The organism is Pseudoalteromonas sp. S1650, assembly GCF_005887195.1.
Lineage (GTDB): Bacteria > Pseudomonadota > Gammaproteobacteria > Enterobacterales > Alteromonadaceae > Pseudoalteromonas > Pseudoalteromonas simplex.
Genome location: NZ_PNDF01000001.1, coordinates 1 through 22,252, shown reverse-complemented (window position 1 = coordinate 22,252; position 22,252 = coordinate 1). Strand labels below are relative to the sequence as shown.

Sequence of the window (22,252 nt, the reverse complement as noted above, 5' to 3'; positions counted from 1 at the left end):
ACGCACACACGGCACTGCTGCGAACATGTCGCGCGATTTAAATTTCACGCCTACAAAATGATGAATGCCGAAGGGCTAAACAAGGCGTAGGCGTCACGCTTGCTTGACGCGTCTCAAACACGGCACTGTTGTGAACATTTCGCGCGATATAAATTTCACGCCTACATCAAAGACATCTAATCGCACAAAGAGGCTATGAGACACTGCGCTAAAGAGGAGTTATTTAGGTTTTCTCATTTACCCTCATTCATTTCTCTTAGTGCAACTAGAAACTAGTAAAGGATATTCACAAAGAGACTATGAGACGCTGCGCTGAAGAGTAAACAAAGAAATATTTGGTTTTCTCATTACTCTTATTCACTTCTCTTTGTGCTAAAAAGAACTAGTAAAGGATATTCACAAAGAGGCTATGAGGCGCTGCGCTGAAGAGTAAGCAAAGAAGTTTTGTCTTACTCATTTAATCTCGTTTACTTCTCTTTGTGCTAATGAAAACTAGTGATAAAGCCTTAATTAGTAGGCAGCTTAGAAGTCAACATACAAATTGTTAAGTTAAAGCTTCTTAGATTCTCGTTTATACAAATAGGACTTCTAGACTAGTACTAAGTGAATGAGCCAAGAAGTACTTATTAACTATTTTGCAAAAAACTGTCACAAGTGAGCGTTTACTAAACACTCAGTCTTGCGAACATCTAGTTGCCATGCTTTAATTAGGCAGCAAAAAAATAAACAGATATGGTTTTATTTAAACTGGACGTTTTAAGAAAAATTATTTGGGAAATAACAATGGCGCTTAGCTGTAAAACAATTGTGACGTCATTTGCGTTACTAGCAATGACAGGCTGTACAATCATCCCCGGCAGCCATTTCGAAGGAATCGAGTCGGGCGAACAAGTAGATAATGTAGAGAAGGAACTCGAAAAGGTTAATATTCAAATCATTGACTCTTCTTTAATAAATCAACAAAAGCAATCTCAAGTTAAAAACTTCACGCCTTCCAGTTTAGATGGCATAGATACATCTAATTATCAGTACAAATTAGGTGTAGGTGATGTACTTACAATCGGTGTTTGGGATCACCCAGAGTTAACTATTCCAGCTGCAGTGCAACGTACAGCTGAGTTTGATGGCTTTCGTGTTCAAGCAGATGGCACAATTACCTATGCATATGCACCTAATATTCAAGCCGCTGGTAAAACAGTACAACAAGTACATGCAGAACTTGTTAAGCGCTTAAGCCGCGTAATTGAAGACCCGCAAATAGACATTAAAATTGTTGGTTTTAGAAGCCAAAAAGCCTATGTAACTGGCGAAGTAAACAAGCCAGGTGTACTGCCAGTAACAGAGGTACCACTGACACTTATTGATGCACTAAACCAAGCTGGCGGCCTAACAGGCAGTGCTGACTGGCGTACAGTGACTTTTACACGCGGTGATAAAACAGAAATTATTAAGCTAGATGACTTTTATGCCCATGGCGATATTTCGCAAAACCGCTTATTGCAGCATGGTGATATTGTGCACGTAAGCCGAAACGATATGCAAAAAGTGTTTGTACTTGGTGATGTAAAACGCGCTGGTACAGTGGGTGTTAATCGCTATGGTTTAAATTTAGCACAAGCATTAAGTGATGCTGGTGGCTTAAACGAAAATACAGCAGATGCAAATGGCGTGTTTGTTCTTCGCAAACGCAACTTAAACACTGATGGCGTAATTGCTGATGTGTACCAACTTCATGCTAAGAATGTTGCTGCATTAGTGCTTGCTGAACAGTTTGAACTTGAACCGCACGACATTGTATATGTAACGTCAGCGCCGCTTGCACGTTGGAATCGTGTAATTAGCTTATTACTACCATCAGTAAGTACGGTTGATTCAATCAACGACGTTGCAAACACGAACTAAAGGTAGGCTGTATGTTTGATTCTGTATTAGTAGTTTGTGCAGGTAATATATGCCGAAGCCCTACTGCCGAATATGTATTAAGAAGTAAGCTAGAAGGTAAAAATGTAGCCGTTTCATCAGCAGGATTGACTGCCCTTGAGGGTAAACCTGCCGATGCACAAGCAAAGCAAATTGCCAACGCACATAATATTGATATGAGCGAGCACCAAGGCAGACAAATAACCTCAAATTTGGTGGCAAATAATAGCGTTATTTTAGTGATGGAGCAGCGCCACGTTAACGATTTGTGCGCACGTTACCCTCAAGCACGCGGCAAAACATTTTTACTAGGTAAATGGATTGGCGATAAAGAAATCCCCGATCCTTACCGCCAAAGTCAAGAAGCCTTTGAGCATGTTTACGCATTAATCGATAGCGCATGTAGCGCTTGGCAAAAGTATTTATAAGGAAAGGCTAGTACATGAATGCTCAGCCCACTGCATTAGCAGCAAACAATAAACAAAATAGAACAACGCAAGACCAAACCAGTCAAGAAATCGATTTAATGGCGTTATTAGGTGCATTAATCGACCGTAAGTATTTTATTGCAGCCGTTACAGCAGTATTTATGGCTGTTGGTGTGTTTTATGCGGTGTTTGCAACACCTATTTACCAAGCAACAGCCATGATCCAAGTTGAAGACGGCGGCGCATCAGTCCCTGGCTTTGATGATATGGCCGGTATGTTCGAAAGTACCTCGGCCGCTGTAACCGAAATAGAGCTACTTAAGTCACGCTCAGTGATAGGCGAGGCCGTTGATACCTTAAAGCTTGATATAGTCGCTGAACCTAAACTATTCCCAGTTATAGGTAACAGAGCGTTTCGTAAGTTCACGCCAATGGAAGCAGGTGATTTAGCAGAGCCAAGTTTGGGTGCAAGTAGCTTTGCATGGGGAGGCGAGAGCATTGATGTATTTAGGTTTGATGTACCTCGCTCAGCGATTGGTGCTGGTTTTACACTCGTTGCAGGTGAGGGCACAGGTAAAAATAAAACCTTTAGCCTTTTAAATGATGAAGACGAAGTAATCTTGCAAGGTAAAGTGGGTGAAGAGCTCACTAATGGCAAGTTTAACTTAACTATACGTAGTTTAATTGCCCGCCCTGATACAGAATTTACATTAGTACGTAAAGACCGTTTAAACACTATTTTAGATTTGCAAGCTGCTATAGGTGCAAGCGAAAAAGGCAAAGACTCAGGGATTATTAATTTAAGCTTACAAAGTGAAAGCACGCAATTTGCTGAAAAAGTGCTTGATAAAGTAGCGGCAATTTATGTGCGCCGTAATGTAGAGCGTAATAGTGCAGAGGCACAAAAGTCACTCGAATTTTTAGAAGTACAACTACCTGAAGTTAAAAAGCAACTTGAATATGCTGAACAGCGTTTTAATGACTACCAAATTAAACGCCAATCAATCAACATTACACTAGAGACGCAAGGTGTGCTTGAGCAGGTAGTAGAGCTTGAAACTAAACTACAAGAGCTTGAACTAAAGCGCTTAGAATTGAGTCGTAAATTTAAAGAAAGTCACCCAACCTACCAAGGCGTACTTGAACAAATCGAAGCCGTGCAAAAACAAAAGCAAAACTTAGTGGGTGAAGTGGGCAACCTGCCAGAAACACAACAAGAGCTACTACGTTTAAAACGTGATGTAGAAGTAAGCAACCAAATTTACACACTTCTTTTAAGTAAAACACAAGAGCTAGACATTGTACGCGCAGGCACAGTTGGTAATGTACGCGTGATTGACCACGCTGAGGTAAATACCTCTAAGCCAGTTAAGCCTAAAAAAGCATTAATAGTAGTAATGGCAACCATGCTTGGCGGCATGCTAGCGGTAGCTACAGTGCTTATTCAAAAAGCAATTCATAAAGGGGTCGAAGACCCTAACGAGATTGAAGCACTTGGCCTACCAGTATACGCAAGCGTTCCTTACTCAGATTATCAAGATAAACTCACTGGTTTTAGCCGTGCACGCAAAGGTAAAGATAAGCCTAAATCAATACTCGCGGTAGATAACCCGGCTGATTTATCGATAGAGGCATTACGTAGCCTGCGTACTAGCTTGCACTTTGCGATGATGGAGGCAAAAAATAATATTATTGCTATATCTGGCCCAAGCCCTGGTGTAGGTAAGTCGTTTATCTCGGTTAACTTGGCAACAGTGCTGGCACAAAGTGGCAAAAAAGTACTGATAATCGATGCTGATATGCGCAAAGGCTACTTACAAACCCAGTTCGGCATGAAGTGGGACGATGGCTTAAGTGATCTATTATCGGGCCGACTTACTCTTGAGCAAGTAACTAAAACATCACAAGTACAAGACTTAGATGTAATTACTCGCGGCCAAATACCGCCAAACCCGTCTGAGTTATTAATGCACAGCAACTTTACTAAATTGGTAGAGCAGGTAAAAGACAAATACGACATTGTAATAATAGATACACCACCTATTTTAGCTGTAACAGACCCTGCAATTGTCAGTGCCCACACAGGCACTACATTGCTTGTAACACGTTTTGGGCAAAACCACGTCCGCGAAATAGAACTGACACGCAACCGCTTTGAGCAAAACGGCATAGATGTAAAAGGCGTAGTATTTAATGGTGTAGTTAAAAAAGCCAGGAATGCCTATGGATATTATGGCTATTATAACTACGAATATAAATCAGGGAATTAGTGTGGCTTAGTTTGCTAAGGTGCTGTTTAATATTTTCTTTTAGAGGGGGGAAGTGAAGGTGGTGGCTTTAAACCTGCTGTTTAGGTACTTCAACCCCAAGAACATATCTAGAGCAGCTTAACTTATAACCTAATATTTGAAACTGTAATGCACCAAAACAGCGTTACATTGATAGCTGATAAAAATTTAAATTTAGAAGAGTATTAAAATGTATCATTCATTAACGGACTTAAAGATTGGCATAATTGGCCTAGGTTATGTAGGGCTACCTTTAGCGGTCGAATTCGGAAAGAAATATCCTGTACTGGGTTTTGATATAAACCAAAATCGAGTTGATGAACTAGGGCGAGGACATGACTCAACCCTTGAAGTAAGTGATACAGAACTTGCTAATGTTCAGTATTTAAATTTTTCATGTAACAAGAAGGATTTAGCTGAATGCAATGTTTACATAGTTACAGTGCCAACGCCTATTGATGAAAGTAACGCGCCAGACTTAACACCACTTCGTAAGGCGTCTGAATTGCTCGGTGAGTTTATTAAAAAGGGTGATGTTGTTATTTATGAGTCAACAGTTTATCCAGGTGCAACAGAGGAAGTCTGTTTACCAATCATCGAAAAAGTATCAGGCTTAAAATTTAATGAAGACTTTTTTGCAGGTTACTCTCCTGAACGTATTAATCCTGGCGATAAAGTAAACACCTTGACTAAAATAATGAAAATTACGTCTGGCTCAACCCCTGAGGTTGGGGAATTTGTAAATAAACTGTATGGTTCTATTATCACTGCAGGTACTCACTTAGCGAGCTCACTTAAGGTCGCAGAAGCTGCAAAAGTAATTGAAAACACTCAGCGTGATTTGAATATTGCAATTATTAATGAATTTGCAAAAATCTTTAACCGCTTAGGTATTGATACAGAAGAGGTGTTAAATGCAGCAGGAACTAAGTGGAATTTCCTAAAGTTTAAACCAGGGCTAGTTGGTGGCCATTGTATTAGCGTTGACCCTTATTACCTTACACATAAAGCACAAGAAGTGGGCTATCGCCCAGAAGTTATTTTAGCGGGTCGTCGTATTAACGATGGTATGGGGGAGTATGTTGCCACCCAGTTAGTTAAAAAGTTAGCCAGCAAAAAAATCCATATCGATGAAGCAAAAGTACTTATATTAGGCTTTACCTTTAAAGGTGATTGCCCTGATGTACGTAATACAAAAATTATTGATATTGTCAGAGAGCTTAAAGATTTTAATATGTCGGTAGATGTATATGACGGCTGGGCAAACCCAGATGAAGTTAAACATGAGTATGGGGTAGAGTTAATTACTACACTGGAAAAAGGCAAATATGACGGTGTTGTATTAGCTGTTGACCACTCTGAGTTAAAAGAAATGGGTGAAGCAAACTTACGTGCGCTAGGCAAAGAAAATCATGTTTTATATGATGTTAAGCACGTTCTAAAACCAAATGAAGCCGATATCAGACTATAAAGGAATTAAAATAATATGAAAAATTTTGCCCTAATTGGTGCTTCAGGTTATATCGCACCACGTCATTTAAAAGCAATTAAAGAAACAGGCCATAACTTATTAGTAGCAATGGATATCAATGATTCTGTAGGCATTATGGATAGCCACTTTCCAGAAGCGGAATTTTTTACTGAGTTTGAAGACTTTACCGCATACGTTGAAGACCAAGCAATGCAAGGAAATAAGATTGATTACATCTCTATCTGTAGTCCTAATTACTTGCATGCACCACATATAAAGTACGCCTTGAAAAATGGCATTGATGTCATATGTGAAAAACCATTGGTTTTGCATTCTGAAGATATGGATATTTTAAAAGAATACGAGCAAAAATACGGTGCTAAAGTGAATTCAATTTTGCAATTACGCTTGCACCCATCAATTATTGCCTTAAAAGAAAAAGTTGCTGCTGCGCCTGCAGGCACTGTCTTTGATGTCGATTTAACGTATATGACATCACGTGGTAAATGGTACATGAAATCTTGGAAAGGATTTGACCATAAATCGGGTGGTGTAGCAACGAATATAGGTGTTCACTTTTATGACATGTTGCATTTTATTTTTGGTGAGTTAAAGCATAACGAAGTTCATTTTAGAGACGAAAAAACTTCAAGTGGTTACCTTGAATATGAACGTGCTCGCGTAAAATGGTTCTTGTCAATTGACGCAAATAATTTACCTGAAAACGCTGTGAAGGGTGAAAAGCTAACTTACCGTAGTATCACAATCAATGATGGTAGTAACACTGAAGAATTAGAGTTTTCGGGTGGTTTCACTGATTTACATACACAAAGTTACCAAAATATTTTAGCAGGTAACGGCTTTGGTGTTGATGAGAATCGTGAGGCAATTAAAACAGTTGAAAAAATTCGTGAAATGCCAATTGCAGTTGCGAGTGATAAAGCGCATCCCTTACTTTCAAAGGTACTTTAGCCATGAAATATCATGTACACGATAGCGCCATTGTAGATGATGGCGCAAAAATTGGTGAAAACACACGTGTTTGGCACTTTGTTCACGTATGTGGTGGTGCTGAAATTGGTGAGGGCTGCTCGCTAGGTCAAAATGTATTTATCGGTAATAAAGTAACCATTGGCAATAATGTTAAAATACAAAATAACGTGTCGGTTTACGATAATGTTCACCTAGAAGATGATGTATTTTGCGGCCCTAGTATGGTGTTTACTAATGTTTATAACCCGCGTTCATTTATAGAGCGTAAAACAGAATATCGAGATACGCTTGTTAAGCAAGGCGCAACACTTGGCGCTAACTCCACAATAGTATGCGGTGTGACAATAGGTGAATACTCTCTTATTGGTGCAGGTGCTGTCGTTAATAAAGATGTAAAGCCTTTCGCTTTAATTGTGGGTGTACCTGCTAAACAAATAGGCTGGATAAGCAAGTATGGTGAGCAGTTAAACTTACCGCTCGAAGGAGATGCTATTGCTACGTGTGTGCACACTGGTGAGCAATACAAATTAGAAAACGGCTTTGTTTCGATTCAATAATTTTTAGAAGTACTCATAAATGCAATTCATAGATTTAGCTGCGCAATACCAGCACTTAAAAACTAAAATAGATAAGCGTATACAAACAGTGTTAGAGCATGGTCATTATATAATGGGGCCAGAAGTTCAAGAGCTTGAGGACCAGCTTGCAAGCTATGTGGGTGTTAAGCATGCTATTACCTGTGCAAACGGTACAGATGCTTTAACGCTCGCTATGATGGTGTTGGGTATTAAAGAAGGGGATGCCGTTTTTTGCCCAACCTTTACTTTTTTTGCAACGGCAGAAGTGATCGCGTTCGAGGGGGCAACGCCTGTATTTGTTGATTCTGATGAGGCAACATTCAATATTTGCCCAATAGATCTTGAAAAGCGTATCCAAACGACTATCGCTGAAGGTAAGTTAACCCCTAGAGCAATAATTGCTGTTGATCTATTTGGTTTACCAGCGAATTACCCTGAGATTCAAAAAATAGCAGACAAATACAATTTGAAGTTAATTGAAGACGCGGCGCAAGGGTTTGGTGGTGAAATTGATGGAAAACGAGCTGGTAGCTTTGGCGATATAGCAACTACGAGCTTCTTCCCTGCAAAACCTCTTGGTTGTTATGGCGATGGTGGTGCTGTATTTACGAATAATGATGAATATGCAGAATTACTAAAGTCATACCGTGTACATGGAAAAGGCAAAGACAAATACGATAATATACGCATTGGGATGAACTCTCGCCTTGATACCATTCAAGCGGCAATTTTACTGGAGAAGCTAGCAGAGTTCCCAACCGAACTTATTAACCGCAACAAAGCAGCTGCAAATTACGAAGCTCAGTTATCATCAAAATATAAAACTCCACAAGTTCCTACTGGCTATGTTAGTTCATGGGCGCAATACACGTTAGTGTCTGATAGTCGCGATGTTGAAATGGCAAAGTATAAAGAGCAAGGCATACCGACAATGGTTTACTATGGTACATGCATGCATGAGCAGAGTGCATTTAGCCATTTAGGGTATAAAGCTGGTGACTTCACTGTTGCAGAAAAGTTAGCTAAATCAGTATTTAGTTTACCTATGCATGGGTATATGGCATAGTGATACATGTCTTATTTTTTAAAAAAGATAAAAGCCTCACTACAAAGTAAATTTGTTCGTGGGGTTCTAGTTTTAGTTGGAGGGGCGGGGCTGGCACAGGTAATTTCAGTTGCAGCCCTCCCAATACTTACTCGCTTGTATACTCCTAGTGACTTTTCAATTTTAGCATCATATTCAGCTATTCTAGCAATAATAAGTACAATCTCTTGTGTAAGGTTGGAGATAGCTATCCCTATTGCAGAAAAGGATTCTGAGGCTATAAATCTTGTTGTTTTATCATTCTTGTCATTGTTTATAAGTCTTACTGTTTTGACATTAGGGTTGTTAACTTTTAATAGTGAGATTCGGAGTATATTGGGTACAGAGGTTGGTGTCTTTTTATGGTTATTACCGATAGGTCTTTTGGGTTCATCTATTTATAAAGTTCTACAATTTTGGGCTACAAGAAAAAAAGATTTCAAGCTACTAGCTAGAACTAGAGTAGAACAATCGTTTTACGGTACTTCAGCTCAATTATCATTGGGTTGGTTTGCTTATGGCTCTATAGGGCTGCTAACTGGACAGATATTGCAAAGTGCAGCAGGTATGTTTCGGCTTTCTAAATCATTCTACAGTGACTCTATCCTTGAGTTGAAAAAGGTTAAAATAAGTAGTTTAAAGGAGACTTTATTTAAGTTTAAAAGTTTTCCACTGTATTCGGCTAGTGAATCTCTTTTTAATGTTGCGGCTATACAATTACCTATATTTATGATTGCTACTACCTTGGGTGATGAGGGCGGTTTTTTAATGCTGGGTATGAAGCTATTAGCCATTCCTGCGACTTTACTTGGTGCAGCTGTAGGACAGGTTTACCTTTCAGAGGCGGCTGAAAAATACCACAATGGTGAGTTAAAAAACTTCACTAATAAAACTACAATGTACTTAGCTAAAATATCAATGGTTCCATTTTTTGCAGTTGGTGTAATGGCACCAATATTAAGTAGTTTTTTCTTAGGCGATGATTGGGCTAGAACCGGGGTTTTGGTGAGTTTTATGGTACCTTGGTTCTTTCTTCAATTTATTACATCACCTGTATCAATGGCTCTTCACATCGTTAACTTACAAAAAATTGCATTTTATTTACAGTTCTTTGGTCTCATTTTACGCGCTGGTGGAGTTTTTTTATTACTACATCTTAACTCTAGCTTTTGTGTTGAATATTATATCTTATCTGGTTTTTTGTTTTACTCTCTATATTTAACAACAGTGCTTGTAATAGTAAATAAGAGGGGGAAGTAGTATATGTTTAATAAGAGAGTATATTATAAGCTTTTCAGTTTTCTATTGTTCTTACAAGTTGGTATGTTGTTAGTTTACTTTTCTATCAATGTGAAAACAGTAGGTGAAATGGGTAGCGGGTTAGTGTTAGTAGGGATTTATTTTTTAATCTCAATAGGGGTTTTCACTTACTTACTCAGAAGCAATCGATTATATGTTAAGTTTGATGTGTTTATACTTTTTTTATTAATCGCATGGTTGATATTCAGGATTACTGTAGACAAGCAAGATACCTCTTATCTTAAAGATCAAATTATAGGGACTGCTGGTGGAGTACTCTTTTTCCTTACTTTAGGGTGGACAATGTCAATTTCCTTGTCTGAATTATTAAAGTTTGTAGAGAGAAATCCAAAATTGGTTAGGCGTATACTATTAATTCTCATTACTATGATGGGGTTCTTTTATATCGATATTTTTTTAAGTTTAAAAATGAGATTGAGAGATGATGTTTTCTTGTTAAGTGATGTGAATGGTGCTTATCAAAGGCCAGGAAATTTTTCAACAATCATATTTATTATACTAACCTCCTTGGTCTTTACTTATAACTCAGTGTGTTATTTTTATAATGCAAGTGCCTTTAAAAGATTGTTAGTAAATTCTATATATATAACAATCGCAATTATTGCTATGTTGAATGCTCAAATGATGGGTTCAAATAATTCTTTTCTCATGGTAGGAGGGATTGCATTTATTTCTCTTGTAATGCAAGGTGTCATTTATAGTTCTAAATCAAAAGTTATATATGGAGCGGGTAGTAATATAAGGAGTTTATTATTTAATAGGTACTTCATGAAAAAAACATTGTTCATGTGTATTTTTACATTTTTAATCTTATCAGTACTATCTATTATTCTTATAAGCTTTAGTGATTTTGATTTTAGTAAAACTAGGTTTTCAGGTTATGGCTCGGGTAATAATGATTCTATATTGTCTCGATTAGATATTATTAAAAATAACTTTTTAGTTCAATTTTCTGATTCGCCTTTATTTGGTAATTATAACGTTGATGTAGAAACTACAGGTAATGGTACTTACCCCCACAGCGCTTTACTGTTTTCTTTGACACATACAGGAGTGATAGGCTTCTCACTAGCTGTAATTTTTTTCTATCGTTCATTTCGTGGGATTTTGATAGCAGATAAGAAGCTATATTCTGATAGGATTAGTATAATAGAGAAGCCTATATCTATTTTGTATTTTTGTATCATTATATATGTTTTTTTAATTGCTAATTTGGCCACAGTATTACTCTGGGCGGTCTTGTGGTTCTCTATCGGTTTCTTAACATTTTTAATAAGGTTTAAAAATAATGAAAGTAGCTAATGTTGTTCTGAATAACTTTACAAATGATAGTAGAGTTTTGAAAATATCAAATACATTAGGAAAAGTTAATTTTGCTGTAACAGTACTAGCAATGCATGATGAAAATCTGCCTTATTTAGAGTCTTCTGAAAATTTTAATGTAGAAAGGATAAAGTTATTAACAAGGAAATGGCCTAAAATAAAATTTTTCCAGGTTTTTAAGTATCTTGAGTTTATAATCAGAGCTTTTTTAAAAGCAAAAGATAATGATTTCATTCACTGTAATGATTTGTCAGCATTACCAGTAGGAGTTTTGGCGAAAGTATTTAATAAAAATGTAAAAGTGATTTATGATGCGCATGAATATGAAACGGAAATGAATGGTGTACACGGCTTAGAAAAGCGCATTATCAAAATTATGGAAAAGGGGTTAATTAAATTTGCTGATGAGGTTATGACAGTAAGTGATTCAATTTCATGCGAATACTCTAAATTGTATGCTATAGAAAAACCGAAGCTAGTACTTAACTGCCCCTACTACGCAGTTGTCGAAAAGCATGACATTTTTAGAGAGCAGCTAGGTATAAGAAAAGAGCAAAAAATATTTCTTTATCAAGGGGCTCTTAGTAGAGGGCGGGGGATTGATATCTTACTTAATACTTTTGTAAAACTTGATGATGATTCAAAGGTTTTAGTTGTTATGGGTTATGGGAAACTTGAGTCAGTAGTAAAGGACTTCGCTGAAAAATCAGAGCGAATCTTTTTCTTCCCCGCAGTAAGCCCGACAAATTTATTAATTCACACGTCATCAGCAGATTATGGGATTTCTTTTATCGAAGACTCATGTTTAAGCTATAGATATTGTTTGCCAAATAAAATGTTTGAATATTTTATGGCAGGTTTACCTGTGATTGTTTCAAACCTATATGAAATGAGTAGCTTAGTTAGAAAGTATAATGTCGGTGTTGTCTCTGAGGAGAATACAGAGGTTGGATTTATTAATGCTATAAATAAAATAGTTAAAGAGGACTATAGTAAGATGAAATATAATGTTTCAACCATATCAAAATTATACTCTTGGGAGAATCAAGAGCTTGAAGTCCTTAAGGTTTATAATTAATTTTTTATTTTTGGACTAAATATGAGTTTTAAAAGTTTGAATTATCTTGGTTTAGTTGATGTGGACTCAGCTGTGGGGGTTGCAAAGAAAATAAAAAATACTGTTGATGCATCAAATGCTTTGGGTGTGGATTCTAATGCTTATTTCTTTAAAACAGATTTTAAAGGTTTATTATCTTTCTTAAAATCCCTTGCGAAATGTCGTTCGGATATTGTTGTGATCAGATTTAACGACCTTGTATTCCCATTGGTTTTTTTTATTTTAATATATCTTCGTTTAAAGAATAAAAGAGTTATCATTGATATTCCAACCCCTAGAGTTATTGGCTTGCAAGAAATTAGTGTTCTAATTAAAAATCCCATTTATAGGGTTTTTAGAAAGGGCGTTTCATATTTATCTGGATCTTGGGTTTTGTTTCCCGCTAATTTAATAATTCAATACGCAGATGAAGGTCGATGGTTCAAATTAGGTCTAACTGATAAAACATTAAAAATGGGTAATGGTATTCTTGTTAGAAACGAGAGCACTGTTTTGAGAAATTCAGTGTGGCCTGCGAATGAATTAAAGCTTGTTGCAGTCGCTAATATTTCGAATTGGCATGGCTTTGATAGAGTCCTTAAAGCGATTGCAGTTACGAATAATTTACAACTACCTTATCGCGTAACTTTTACGCTAATAGGGGAAGGAGATGAGCTTAATAATTTGCGAAAGCTTAGCCAAACTTTAGGGGTTGAGAAAAATATACATTTTATTGGTAAGAAAGTTGGAGGAGAGTTAAGTGAGATTTTAGCTGGATCACATGTTGGAATTTCTAGTTTAGGTTTATTTAGAAAGGGGTTGAATGAAGCCTCAGATCTTAAAACTCGGGAATATATGCTTTCTGGATTACCAGTAATAGGGGTTGGAGTTGATCCTGACTTCCATAGTGAATGTAAGTTTCGTTATGTGATACCTAACGATGATAGTATTGAATCACTTATTCAGTTGATTAAGTCATTTGAGAAAACCAATTTTTCAACACCACGTGAGATAAATAAGTTTGCGCACTCCCATTTATCATTAGAAGCTAAAGTAGAAAAGATATTTCTTACTTTATCCTAATTGAATATTTTTGGTTTCTATTTACGTTGAGTGGTTTATGAAAAAAGTAATAATTATTGGTACAGTGGCCTCTAGTATTTTAGGTTTCAGAAGGGACTTGATAAAATCTTTAGTGTTAGGTGGGCATAGTGTTTATGCTTTCGCTATGGACTATTCAGATGAACAAAAATGCGAAGTTTTGGGCTTGGGTGCTACACCTATTGAATACAAGTTAAGCCGTTCGGGTATGAATCCTGCCAAAGATATGATGACTATTTTACAGTTAAAATCTTTGATTAAAAAAATTGAACCCGATGTAGTTTTTTCTTATTTTTCAAAACCTTCAATTTATGGAACTATAGCTTCATCACTAGCAAAAGTACCTCGTATTGTTGCTATGTTAGAAGGTCTTGGTTATATTTTTACGGATCAACCTACAGGGGTAAGTTTTAAGTTAAAGTTCTTAAGGAAATTACAGGTACTGCTCTACAAGTTAGCATTTCCACTACTTGACCGTTTAATTTTCCTAAATCCAGATGATCCGGTAGATCTTGTCCAGAAATATAATATTAAAACTAAAAGTATCTCAGTACTTGGTGGTATCGGAGTAAACCTCTCTGAATATCCTTTGTCTACTCCTCCTACCAATAATGTTAAATTTATTTTTATTGGGCGACTACTCGCTGAAAAAGGCATAAAAGACTTCATTAATGCAGCTAAAGTAATTAAATTAACAAATTCTGATGTTGATTTCATTGTATTGGGACAGATTGATGATTCAAATCCTGGGAGTATATCTCAAGAAGAGTTAGATGCTTTAATAAAGTCAGGTATAATAATTTATCCAGGACAAGTTGATAATGTAATAAAGTGGTTACATGAATCAAGTGTATTTGTTTTGCCTTCGTATTATAGAGAGGGCGTACCACGGAGTACTCAAGAGGCGATGGCAATAGGTCGTCCAGTAATAACAACAGATGTACCTGGTTGTAGAGAGACAGTTAAGCATGGTTTTAACGGTTTTTTATGCCCGCCACATGACCATATCTCAATCGTTAGAGCAATGGAGAAATTCCTAAATGATAGAGCGCTTATTGAAGTTATGGGAGCGAAAAGTCATAGCATGGCAAAAGAGAACTTTGATTCTAATGAAGTTAATAAGCAATTAATAAATATGATCATTGGTGATTAAATTTTAATTCAGGAATATAATGAAACGTTTTTTTGATTTTGTATTGTCTCTAAGTGCAATCATATCTTTGTTACCACTAATAGTTGCGGTTGCTGCGCTCATTCGCTTTAAATTAGGCTCGCCTATCTTGTTCACACAAGACCGCCCAGGTCTCAATAGCACTGTATTTAAAATGATGAAGTTTAGAACCATGCTCGATGGTAAAGATAAGCATGGTAATTTATTACCTGACAATGAGCGAATGACCAAATTTGGCGCTTTTTTACGCTCCACTAGCCTTGACGAGTTACCTGGGCTATTTAATGTACTCAAGGGCGATATGAGCTTAGTAGGGCCAAGGCCATTGTTGGTGCAATATCTACCACTTTATAGTACCGAGCAAGCTCGCCGCCATAATGTTCGCCCTGGTATTACTGGTTGGGCGCAAGTAAATGGTCGTAATGCCATTAGTTGGGAGGACAAATTTAAGCTCGATGTATGGTACGTTGATAACCAAAGCTTTTGGCTCGATTTAAAAATACTAATTTTAACGGTTAAAAAAGTATTTGTTCGAGAAGGTATTAGTGCAGACGGTCATGTAACTATAGAGCCTTTTAAAGGCAGTAAAAATGACTAATTTAAAGCCGATAATTGCTATTTTAGGAGCAAGTGGGCATGGTAAAGTCGTTGCCGATTTAGCAGAAGTACTTGGCTATAAAGTTTGTTTTTATGATGACGCTTACCCAACAAAAACACAACTTGAGCACTGGGACATAGTCGGTACTTTTAACGACTTATTAGCTTGTAAAGTCGAAAATGTTGAGGTGATTGTTGCAATTGGCAACAACGTAGTTCGAAAACAAAAATGCAATGAGCTAAAGCAATTCGGTTTTGATTTAGCTAGGTTAATACATCCCTCCGCAACTGTAAGTCAGTACGCAAAAGTAGCAGAGGGTACTGTTGTACTTGCTGGTGCTGTAATTAATGCCTTTGCTGAAATTAGCTCTGGTTGCATAATTAATACATCATCTATTATTGAGCACGACACTAAAATTGGTGAGTGTTCACATATTTGTCCGAATACGGCTTTGGCTGGTGCTGTTACTATTGGTGAATGTTGCTGGATAGGTATTGGTAGCCAAGTTATCCAATTAATTTCAATTGGTGATAACACCTTGGTTGGTGCTGGTAGTGTGGTGGTTAAGAACTTACCTGCTGATGTAACTGCATTTGGGTCTCCTGCAGTAGTGGTTAAATGTTGCAAGTAAAGAAATACTCGCAATTTATAAAAATGATGGATTAATTTACAAATGTTAAACACCCCTTTTTCTCCGTGGCCAAGCTTTACTCAAGAAGAAGCTGATGCTGTTAGCCGCGTTATTTTATCGAATAAAGTTAATTATTGGACCGGTACAGAAGGCCGTGAATTCGAGAAGGAGTTTGCAGCTTGGGCCGATAGTAAATATGCCGTGGCCTTGGGTAATGGCACATTAGCTTTAGACATTGCATTAAAAGCATTAAATGTAGGTGAAGGTGATGAAGTAATTACTACTCCGCGTACGTTTTTAGCTTCTGCAAGTAGTATTGTGACTGCAGGTGCAACTCCTGTATTTGCCGATGTTGACTTAAATAGCCAAGCGATTACAGCCGAGTCTATTAAAGCGGTGCTAACGCCTAAAACGAAAGCAGTTATTGTTGTGCATCTAGCGGGTATGCCTGCAGAAATGGATGCCATAATGGCGCTCAGTGAACAGCATGGCTTTTATGTAATTGAAGATTGCGCGCAAGCGCACGGTGCTAAATATAAAGGTAAGTCTGTTGGTAGTATTGGCCATGTAGGTGCATGGAGTTTCTGCCAAGATAAAATAATGACTACGGGTGGCGAAGGCGGCATGGTTACCACAAACTCTAAAGAGTTATGGAGTAAAATGTGGAGCTATAAAGATCATGGAAAAAGCTTTGACGCAATATATAACCGTGAGCACCCACCAGGCTTTAGATGGTTGCACGAAAGCTTTGGTACTAACTGGCGTATGACTGAAATGCAAGCTGTTATTGGCCGTATTCAGTTAACTCGCATGAGCGATTGGACAGCAAAACGCAATGCTTATGGTGCACAGTTAGACCAAGCTGCAAGTGGATTTGATTGTATTCGCTTAGTATCAGTACCGGAACACATTGAGCATGCAGAATATAAGCATTACATGTTTATTAAACCTGAATGCTTAGCTGAAGGTTGGGACCGCGACCGTATTGTAAACGAAATTGTTGCCCGTGGCGTACCTTGCTTTCAAGGTAGTTGTTCTGAGGTGTATTTAGAAAAAGCATTTGATAACACACCGTGGCGGCCTACCAAGCGTTTGCCTAATGCCGTAGAGTTAGGTGAAACCTCAATTATGTTTTTAGTACACCCGACTTTAACAGAAGCTGAAATACTAAAAACAACTCAGGTTATGAAAGTTGTGTTTGAGTTGGCGAATAAGTGAAAATATAACCTTTAATAAAGATGCTAGGCGTTAGAGAAACTAAGGCCTAGACTTTTTATCTTCAATAACTCTTTAAAAATCATGCACTAGTATTATTGTATTAGTTTAATGGCTAGGTTCATTTATTTCGGCTATAATTCATAAAAATTTAACAATCGTTAAGCTAGCTGTAAGCTTAGGTTGGTATCTTATTGACAAAAACAAGACAGGGAACTTGTTGTGGATAATTTTATTCGCTCTATATTAAATTCATCACGTGCCACAAAGCGTATCATTACGTTGTTTATTGACTCGCTATTTATTATGTCGGCGTTTTGGCTAGCACTTATTGTTAGGCTCGATAGCATGGCCCCTCTTAGTAAGCTTGATAATTGGATGTTACTTGCTTTTCTTGTACCTACCGCATTATTCACGTTTATTAACTTAGGTTTATATCGTGCTGTGTTGCGCTATATGAACTCTCAGGCATTGTGGGCAATTGTATTAGGTACAATTATTAGTACGGTCGTTTTGGTTCTTCTTGCTTTTTTTATTGGTGTTGAAATACCACGTACTATGCCGTTTATTTTTGCTTGGTTATGTTTATTAACCGTTGGCGGTGCGCGAATTGTTGTACGAGCCATGATAGGCAAGTTAACTACGGCAAATAAAGAGTCGGTTATTATTTACGGTGCTGGTTCATCTGGTAGGCAGCTTGCTACTGCGTTAGGGGCTGGACCTGAGTATTTTGTTCGTGCCTTTATTGATGATGATGAAACAAAGCAAGGCTCTATTATTCAGGGTATTCCTGTAATTGCCTTTAAAGATATTTATGACCTAATAAACAAGGGTAAAGCAAGCAAAGTTTTATTAGCAATGCCAAGCGAGAGCAGAGCTCGCCGAAAACAGATACTTGCCCAGCTTGAGCCGCTTTCTATTAAAGTGCTCTCTATACCAGGAATGGCTGATGTAATTGAAGGTAAAGCAAAGCTTTCTGAATTTAGAGATGTTGAAATAGAAGACTTATTAGGCCGCGACTGTGTTGCCCCTAAGCCTCATCTGTTATCTGCAAATATTAAAAACAAAGTGGTTATGGTTACTGGTGCTGGCGGCTCTATTGGCTCTGAGTTGTGCCGCCAAATAGTTAAGCAAAAGCCAACTAAGCTTGTACTCTTTGAGCTAAGTGAATATGGCTTATATTCAATCGAAAAAGAGCTCGCCGAGTACGTTACAAATAACCAGCTTGATGTAGAGCTTATTCCTATAATGGGCTCTGTGCAGCGCATTAATCGTATTGAAACAGTAATGATGGCATTTGGTGTACAAACAGTTTACCACGCAGCAGCCTATAAACATGTACCACTTGTTGAGCATAACGTTGTTGAGGGGGTACGTAATAACGTATTTGGTACGTATTACACAGCTAAGGCTGCTGTAAACGCTAAAGTTGAAACCTTTGTACTTATATCTACCGATAAAGCCGTACGCCCAACAAATGTAATGGGGGCTACAAAACGTATGGCAGAGCTTTGTTTACAAGGGTTGGCGCAAAATAAAGGTAAGGGCCATAATACTCGTTTTTGTATGGTTCGGTTTGGTAATGTATTGGGCTCGAGTGGTTCTGTTGTACCGCTGTTTCGTAGGCAAATACGCGAAGGTGGCCCAATTACTTTAACCCATCAAGACATTACCCGCTTTTTTATGACCATACCTGAGGCAGCTCAACTTGTTATACAAGCTGGTGCAATGGGCAAAGGCGGTGATGTATTTGTGCTCGATATGGGTGAGTCAGTTAAAATAAAAGATCTTGCAAGCAAGATGATTCGCTTATCTGGCTTTGAAGTAAAAGACAAAAACAACCCTCATGGGGATATTGAAATAGTATGTACAGGTTTGAGGCCGGGTGAAAAGCTGTACGAAGAGTTACTTATAGGCGATAACGTTGGAGAAACATCGCACGAGCGCATTATGACGGCCAACGAAGTAATGCTACCTTTGGCCGAGCTAAATGTATTTTTAGAAGCGCTTGATATTGCCTGTCATAACTTTGATCACGAAATCATTAGGCAGCTTTTACTTGATGCGCCTACTGGTTTTAACCCAACTGACGGTATTTGCGATCTTGTTTGGAATGCTAAAAAAATCTACAAAAACTCCAGCTCAGCCCCTACCAATAAAGTTGTAAACCTACAAGGTTAAGTAATATTAATTGTTGAACATTGATCAAGCAGCTTACCTTAAAGGCTAAGCTGCTTTTTGTATTTTAGTGTTTTTAAGTATCAAATCTATTAACTGTATAAAACACAAAGTGCTAAAATTACTTAACCCCCTTAGTTTTGAAGGTAACTTAATGAAAATTGCCGTATTTGGTACAGGTTATGTTGGTTTATCAAACGCGCTATTACTCGCGCAGCACAATCAAGTTTTCGCTGTTGATATAGACGAAAACAAAGTTGCACTTTTAAAAGATAAGCAGTCTCCTATTATAGATACTGAAATTAGCGACTTTTTACAAAATAAATCACTTAATTTTACTGCTACAACAGATAAAACATTGGCACTTAAAGATGCTGCATTTGTTGTAATTGCTACCCCTACAGATTACGACCCAGAAACCAATTATTTTAATACGCGTTCTGTTGAATCTGTAGTTGCTGACGTTTTAGCAATTAACCCAAATGCAACTATGGTTATTAAGTCTACGGTTCCTGTTGGCTATACAAAATCGATAAAAGAGAAGTTTAATACAGATAATGTTATTTTTTCGCCAGAGTTTTTGCGTGAAGGCAAAGCACTTTACGATAATTTGCACCCGTCACGTATTATTGTGGGTGAGCAAAGTGAGCGCGCACAAGTTTTTGCTAATTTATTAGCACAAGGTGCAGTAAAGCAAAATATTGATGTGCTGTTTACAGACTCTACTGAAGCAGAAGCAATTAAGCTTTTTTCTAACACTTACCTTGCAATGCGCGTTGCTTATTTTAACGAGCTAGACAGCTACGCTGAAAACCATGGTTTAGATGCAAAGCAGATCATTCAAGGTGTTGGCTTAGACCCGCGCATTGGCAAGCATTATAATAACCCTTCATTCGGTTATGGTGGTTACTGTTTACCTAAAGATACTAAACAGTTATTAGCAAACTACCAAGATGTACCTAACAATATGATCCGCGCGATTGTTGATGCTAATACTACCCGTAAAGACTTTATTGCTAATTCTATTATTGCCCGCAACCCTAAAGTGGTTGGTATTTATCGCTTAGTAATGAAGTCAGGTTCAGATAACTTTAGAGCTTCTGCTATTCAAGGTGTAATGAAGCGCATAAAAGCAAAAGGCATTGAAGTTGTTATTTATGAACCAAGCTTAAAGGAAGATTCATTCTTTAATTCTCGTGTTATTAAATCGCTAGACGAGCTTAAACAAACTGCTGATGTAATTATTTCTAACCGCATGGCTGCAGAGTTAGAAGATGTTGCAGAAAAAGTTTATACACGTGATTTATTTGGTAGTGATTAAGCCGAAATAGCTTTGAGCAGAATCTGCACATTCGCTGCAGAGGTGGTTGATGGCAGCGTAGGCATGAAATATATTTCGCGCGAAAATGTTTTCACAAAGAGGAAAGAATGAGAAGAGAATGAGGAAGTGATAATAGTGCTTTTTTGCTTTCTCTTAAGCGCAGCGTCTCTTACCCTCTTTGTGCGATTGTATGTCTTGGTGTAGGCGTGAAGTTTATTTCGCGCGAAGATATTTGCACAAAGAGAAGTGAATGAGAAGAAAATGAGGAAGTGATATTAATGCTTTTGTTTCTCTAAAGCGAAGCGTCTCATTATCTCTTTGTGAACATTTGGTTCTCTATGAAGCCGCTCTTCACTCTCATTAAGTCAAATGAATTGGCAGCCACCGGGCTCAATAAGATAGGAATATAATGAAATATTTAGTTACTGGCGCTGCAGGTTTTATTGGTGCAGCTACAAGTCAAAAATTACTAGCGCAAGGTCATGTTGTTGTTGGTGTTGATAATTTAAATGATTATTACGATGTAAATTTAAAGCATGCGCGTCTGGCTCAGTTTGAACAGCACGAGCGTTTTACTTATATCAAGTTAGATATTGCAGATAGAGCGGCAATGGCTGAGTTGTTTGCCCGCGAGCAATTTGACCGTGTAATTCACTTAGCAGCTCAAGCCGGTGTGCGTTACTCAATTGAAAACCCAGATGCCTACGCTGATTCAAACTTAGTGGGGCATTTAAATGTTTTAGAAGGGTGTCGTCATAATAAAGTTGCGCATTTAGTTTATGCGTCTTCTAGCTCTGTTTATGGCTTGAACGAAAAAACACCATTTGAAACTACCGATAGCGTTGATCACCCTGTTTCGTTTTATGCTGCTACAAAAAAAGCCAATGAACTTATGGCGCACAGTTACTCGCACTTGTATAACTTGCCGACTACAGGCTTACGCTTTTTTACAGTCTATGGCCCGTGGGGTCGCCCTGATATGGCGCCGTTTATTTTTACTAAAAAAATGCTTGATGGCGATACCATCGATATAAATAACAATGGCGATATGTGGCGTGACTTTACCTACATTGACGATATTGTCGAGGGTGTTGTTCGTGCAGCAGATGTAGTGCCTGAACGTGATGAAAATTGGAAAGTAGAAACAGGCTCGCCTGCATCAAGCTCTGCGCCATTTAAGGTTTATAATATTGGTCATGGCAGCCCTATTAATTTAATGAAATTTATTGAGTCCATTGAGTCTGAATTAGGTATTGAAGCGAAAAAGAACTTTCGCGAAATGCAGGCCGGCGATGTTTATAAAACCTATGCCGATACACAAGACTTATTTGCAGCAACTGGTTATAAACCAGCGGTTGGGGTAGAGCAAGGCGTGGCTGAGTTAATCAGCTGGTATAAAGGTTTTTATAATAAATAATTGCTTAGCATTGTGTGGCATTGGGAACGCATCTAGCAATCGCGGTGCCTAAGGCTATGTAGGCGTGAAATTTATTACGCGCGAAAGCCTATTCACAAAGAGAAGAAAGTGAGAGTAAA

Annotated in this window: 18 protein-coding genes; all 18 read left to right on the top strand. The window is 37.8% G+C overall.

Annotated elements, in window-relative coordinates; translation table 11 throughout:
• Nucleotides 1–783: 783 nt before the first annotated feature.
• The 18 genes from CWB80_RS00090 (at nt 784) to CWB80_RS00005 (ending at nt 22,133) form a co-directional block, all read left to right on the top strand.
• Nucleotides 784–1,902 (top strand): polysaccharide export protein, encoded by a 1,119-nt coding sequence (locus CWB80_RS00090; protein WP_138602561.1) that lies wholly within the window; start codon nt 784–786, stop codon nt 1,900–1,902.
• An 11-nt stretch (nt 1,903–1,913) separates the two neighbouring features.
• On the top strand, nt 1,914–2,348 hold the full coding sequence (locus tag CWB80_RS00085) for a low molecular weight protein-tyrosine-phosphatase (RefSeq protein ID WP_138602559.1): 435 nt from the start codon (nt 1,914–1,916) through the stop codon (nt 2,346–2,348).
• 14 nt (nt 2,349–2,362) lie between these two features.
• Nucleotides 2,363–4,618 (top strand): polysaccharide biosynthesis tyrosine autokinase, encoded by a 2,256-nt coding sequence (locus CWB80_RS00080; RefSeq protein ID WP_138602558.1) that lies wholly within the window; start codon nt 2,363–2,365, stop codon nt 4,616–4,618.
• 208 nt (nt 4,619–4,826) lie between these two features.
• Entirely contained in the window at nt 4,827–6,107 is a 1,281-nt protein-coding gene (tviB, locus tag CWB80_RS00075; RefSeq protein ID WP_138602556.1) for a Vi polysaccharide biosynthesis UDP-N-acetylglucosamine C-6 dehydrogenase TviB, read from the top strand.
• A 15-nt stretch (nt 6,108–6,122) separates the two neighbouring features.
• Nucleotides 6,123–7,079: a Gfo/Idh/MocA family oxidoreductase gene (locus CWB80_RS00070; RefSeq protein WP_138602554.1), complete on the top strand. Its 957-nt coding sequence runs from the start codon at nt 6,123–6,125 to the stop codon at nt 7,077–7,079.
• A gap of 2 nt (nt 7,080–7,081) precedes the next feature.
• Entirely contained in the window at nt 7,082–7,657 is a 576-nt protein-coding gene (locus tag CWB80_RS00065; protein ID WP_138602552.1) for an acyltransferase, read from the top strand.
• A 19-nt stretch (nt 7,658–7,676) separates the two neighbouring features.
• A complete protein-coding gene (locus tag CWB80_RS00060) occupies nt 7,677–8,744 on the top strand; it encodes a DegT/DnrJ/EryC1/StrS family aminotransferase (RefSeq protein WP_138602550.1) in 1,068 nt (355 codons plus the stop codon).
• 6 nt (nt 8,745–8,750) lie between these two features.
• Nucleotides 8,751–10,022, top strand: coding sequence for a lipopolysaccharide biosynthesis protein (locus CWB80_RS00055; RefSeq protein WP_138602548.1), 1,272 nt, complete (start codon nt 8,751–8,753; stop codon nt 10,020–10,022).
• A 3-nt stretch (nt 10,023–10,025) separates the two neighbouring features.
• Entirely contained in the window at nt 10,026–11,384 is a 1,359-nt protein-coding gene (locus CWB80_RS00050) for a hypothetical protein (protein ID WP_138602546.1), read from the top strand.
• On the top strand, nt 11,371–12,483 hold the full coding sequence (locus CWB80_RS00045; RefSeq protein WP_138602544.1) for a glycosyltransferase family 4 protein: 1,113 nt from the start codon (nt 11,371–11,373) through the stop codon (nt 12,481–12,483). Before CWB80_RS00050 ends, CWB80_RS00045 begins: the two co-directional genes overlap by 14 nt.
• Nucleotides 12,484–12,504: 21 nt before the next feature.
• Nucleotides 12,505–13,584 carry a glycosyltransferase gene (locus CWB80_RS00040; RefSeq protein WP_138602542.1) on the top strand — a complete coding sequence of 360 codons (1,080 nt, stop codon included), beginning with the start codon at nt 12,505–12,507 and terminating at the stop codon, nt 13,582–13,584.
• A gap of 37 nt (nt 13,585–13,621) precedes the next feature.
• Nucleotides 13,622–14,755 (top strand): glycosyltransferase family 4 protein, encoded by a 1,134-nt coding sequence (locus CWB80_RS00035; RefSeq protein WP_138602540.1) that lies wholly within the window; start codon nt 13,622–13,624, stop codon nt 14,753–14,755.
• 19 nt (nt 14,756–14,774) lie between these two features.
• Complete coding sequence (locus CWB80_RS00030; RefSeq protein ID WP_138602538.1) at nt 14,775–15,371, top strand: sugar transferase; 597 nt, start codon at nt 14,775–14,777, stop codon at nt 15,369–15,371.
• Nucleotides 15,364–16,002 (top strand): acetyltransferase, encoded by a 639-nt coding sequence (locus CWB80_RS00025; RefSeq protein ID WP_138602536.1) that lies wholly within the window; start codon nt 15,364–15,366, stop codon nt 16,000–16,002. Before CWB80_RS00030 ends, CWB80_RS00025 begins: the two co-directional genes overlap by 8 nt.
• A 42-nt stretch (nt 16,003–16,044) precedes the next feature.
• Nucleotides 16,045–17,220 carry a DegT/DnrJ/EryC1/StrS family aminotransferase gene (locus CWB80_RS00020; RefSeq protein WP_138602534.1) on the top strand — a complete coding sequence of 392 codons (1,176 nt, stop codon included), beginning with the start codon at nt 16,045–16,047 and terminating at the stop codon, nt 17,218–17,220.
• Between the two features lie 219 nt (nt 17,221–17,439).
• A complete protein-coding gene (locus CWB80_RS00015) occupies nt 17,440–19,398 on the top strand; it encodes a polysaccharide biosynthesis protein (protein WP_138602532.1) in 1,959 nt (652 codons plus the stop codon).
• A 151-nt stretch (nt 19,399–19,549) separates the two neighbouring features.
• Nucleotides 19,550–20,716: a nucleotide sugar dehydrogenase gene (locus CWB80_RS00010; RefSeq protein ID WP_138602530.1), complete on the top strand. Its 1,167-nt coding sequence runs from the start codon at nt 19,550–19,552 to the stop codon at nt 20,714–20,716.
• 409 nt (nt 20,717–21,125) lie between these two features.
• Nucleotides 21,126–22,133 carry an NAD-dependent epimerase gene (locus CWB80_RS00005; protein WP_138602528.1) on the top strand — a complete coding sequence of 336 codons (1,008 nt, stop codon included), beginning with the start codon at nt 21,126–21,128 and terminating at the stop codon, nt 22,131–22,133.
• Nucleotides 22,134–22,252: the final 119 nt, after the last annotated feature.

Coding starts and splice junctions, on each gene's coding strand:
- CWB80_RS00090 (WP_138602561.1), top strand. CDS start 784: ATGGCGCTTAGCTGTAAAACAATTGTGACGTCATTTGCGTTACTAGCA.
- CWB80_RS00085 (WP_138602559.1), top strand. CDS start 1,914: ATGTTTGATTCTGTATTAGTAGTTTGTGCAGGTAATATATGCCGAAGC.
- CWB80_RS00080 (WP_138602558.1), top strand. CDS start 2,363: ATGAATGCTCAGCCCACTGCATTAGCAGCAAACAATAAACAAAATAGA.
- tviB (WP_138602556.1), top strand. CDS start 4,827: ATGTATCATTCATTAACGGACTTAAAGATTGGCATAATTGGCCTAGGT.
- CWB80_RS00070 (WP_138602554.1), top strand. CDS start 6,123: ATGAAAAATTTTGCCCTAATTGGTGCTTCAGGTTATATCGCACCACGT.
- CWB80_RS00065 (WP_138602552.1), top strand. CDS start 7,082: ATGAAATATCATGTACACGATAGCGCCATTGTAGATGATGGCGCAAAA.
- CWB80_RS00060 (WP_138602550.1), top strand. CDS start 7,677: ATGCAATTCATAGATTTAGCTGCGCAATACCAGCACTTAAAAACTAAA.
- CWB80_RS00055 (WP_138602548.1), top strand. CDS start 8,751: ATGTCTTATTTTTTAAAAAAGATAAAAGCCTCACTACAAAGTAAATTT.
- CWB80_RS00050 (WP_138602546.1), top strand. CDS start 10,026: ATGTTTAATAAGAGAGTATATTATAAGCTTTTCAGTTTTCTATTGTTC.
- CWB80_RS00045 (WP_138602544.1), top strand. CDS start 11,371: ATGAAAGTAGCTAATGTTGTTCTGAATAACTTTACAAATGATAGTAGA.
- CWB80_RS00040 (WP_138602542.1), top strand. CDS start 12,505: ATGAGTTTTAAAAGTTTGAATTATCTTGGTTTAGTTGATGTGGACTCA.
- CWB80_RS00035 (WP_138602540.1), top strand. CDS start 13,622: ATGAAAAAAGTAATAATTATTGGTACAGTGGCCTCTAGTATTTTAGGT.
- CWB80_RS00030 (WP_138602538.1), top strand. CDS start 14,775: ATGAAACGTTTTTTTGATTTTGTATTGTCTCTAAGTGCAATCATATCT.
- CWB80_RS00025 (WP_138602536.1), top strand. CDS start 15,364: ATGACTAATTTAAAGCCGATAATTGCTATTTTAGGAGCAAGTGGGCAT.
- CWB80_RS00020 (WP_138602534.1), top strand. CDS start 16,045: ATGTTAAACACCCCTTTTTCTCCGTGGCCAAGCTTTACTCAAGAAGAA.
- CWB80_RS00010 (WP_138602530.1), top strand. CDS start 19,550: ATGAAAATTGCCGTATTTGGTACAGGTTATGTTGGTTTATCAAACGCG.
- CWB80_RS00005 (WP_138602528.1), top strand. CDS start 21,126: ATGAAATATTTAGTTACTGGCGCTGCAGGTTTTATTGGTGCAGCTACA.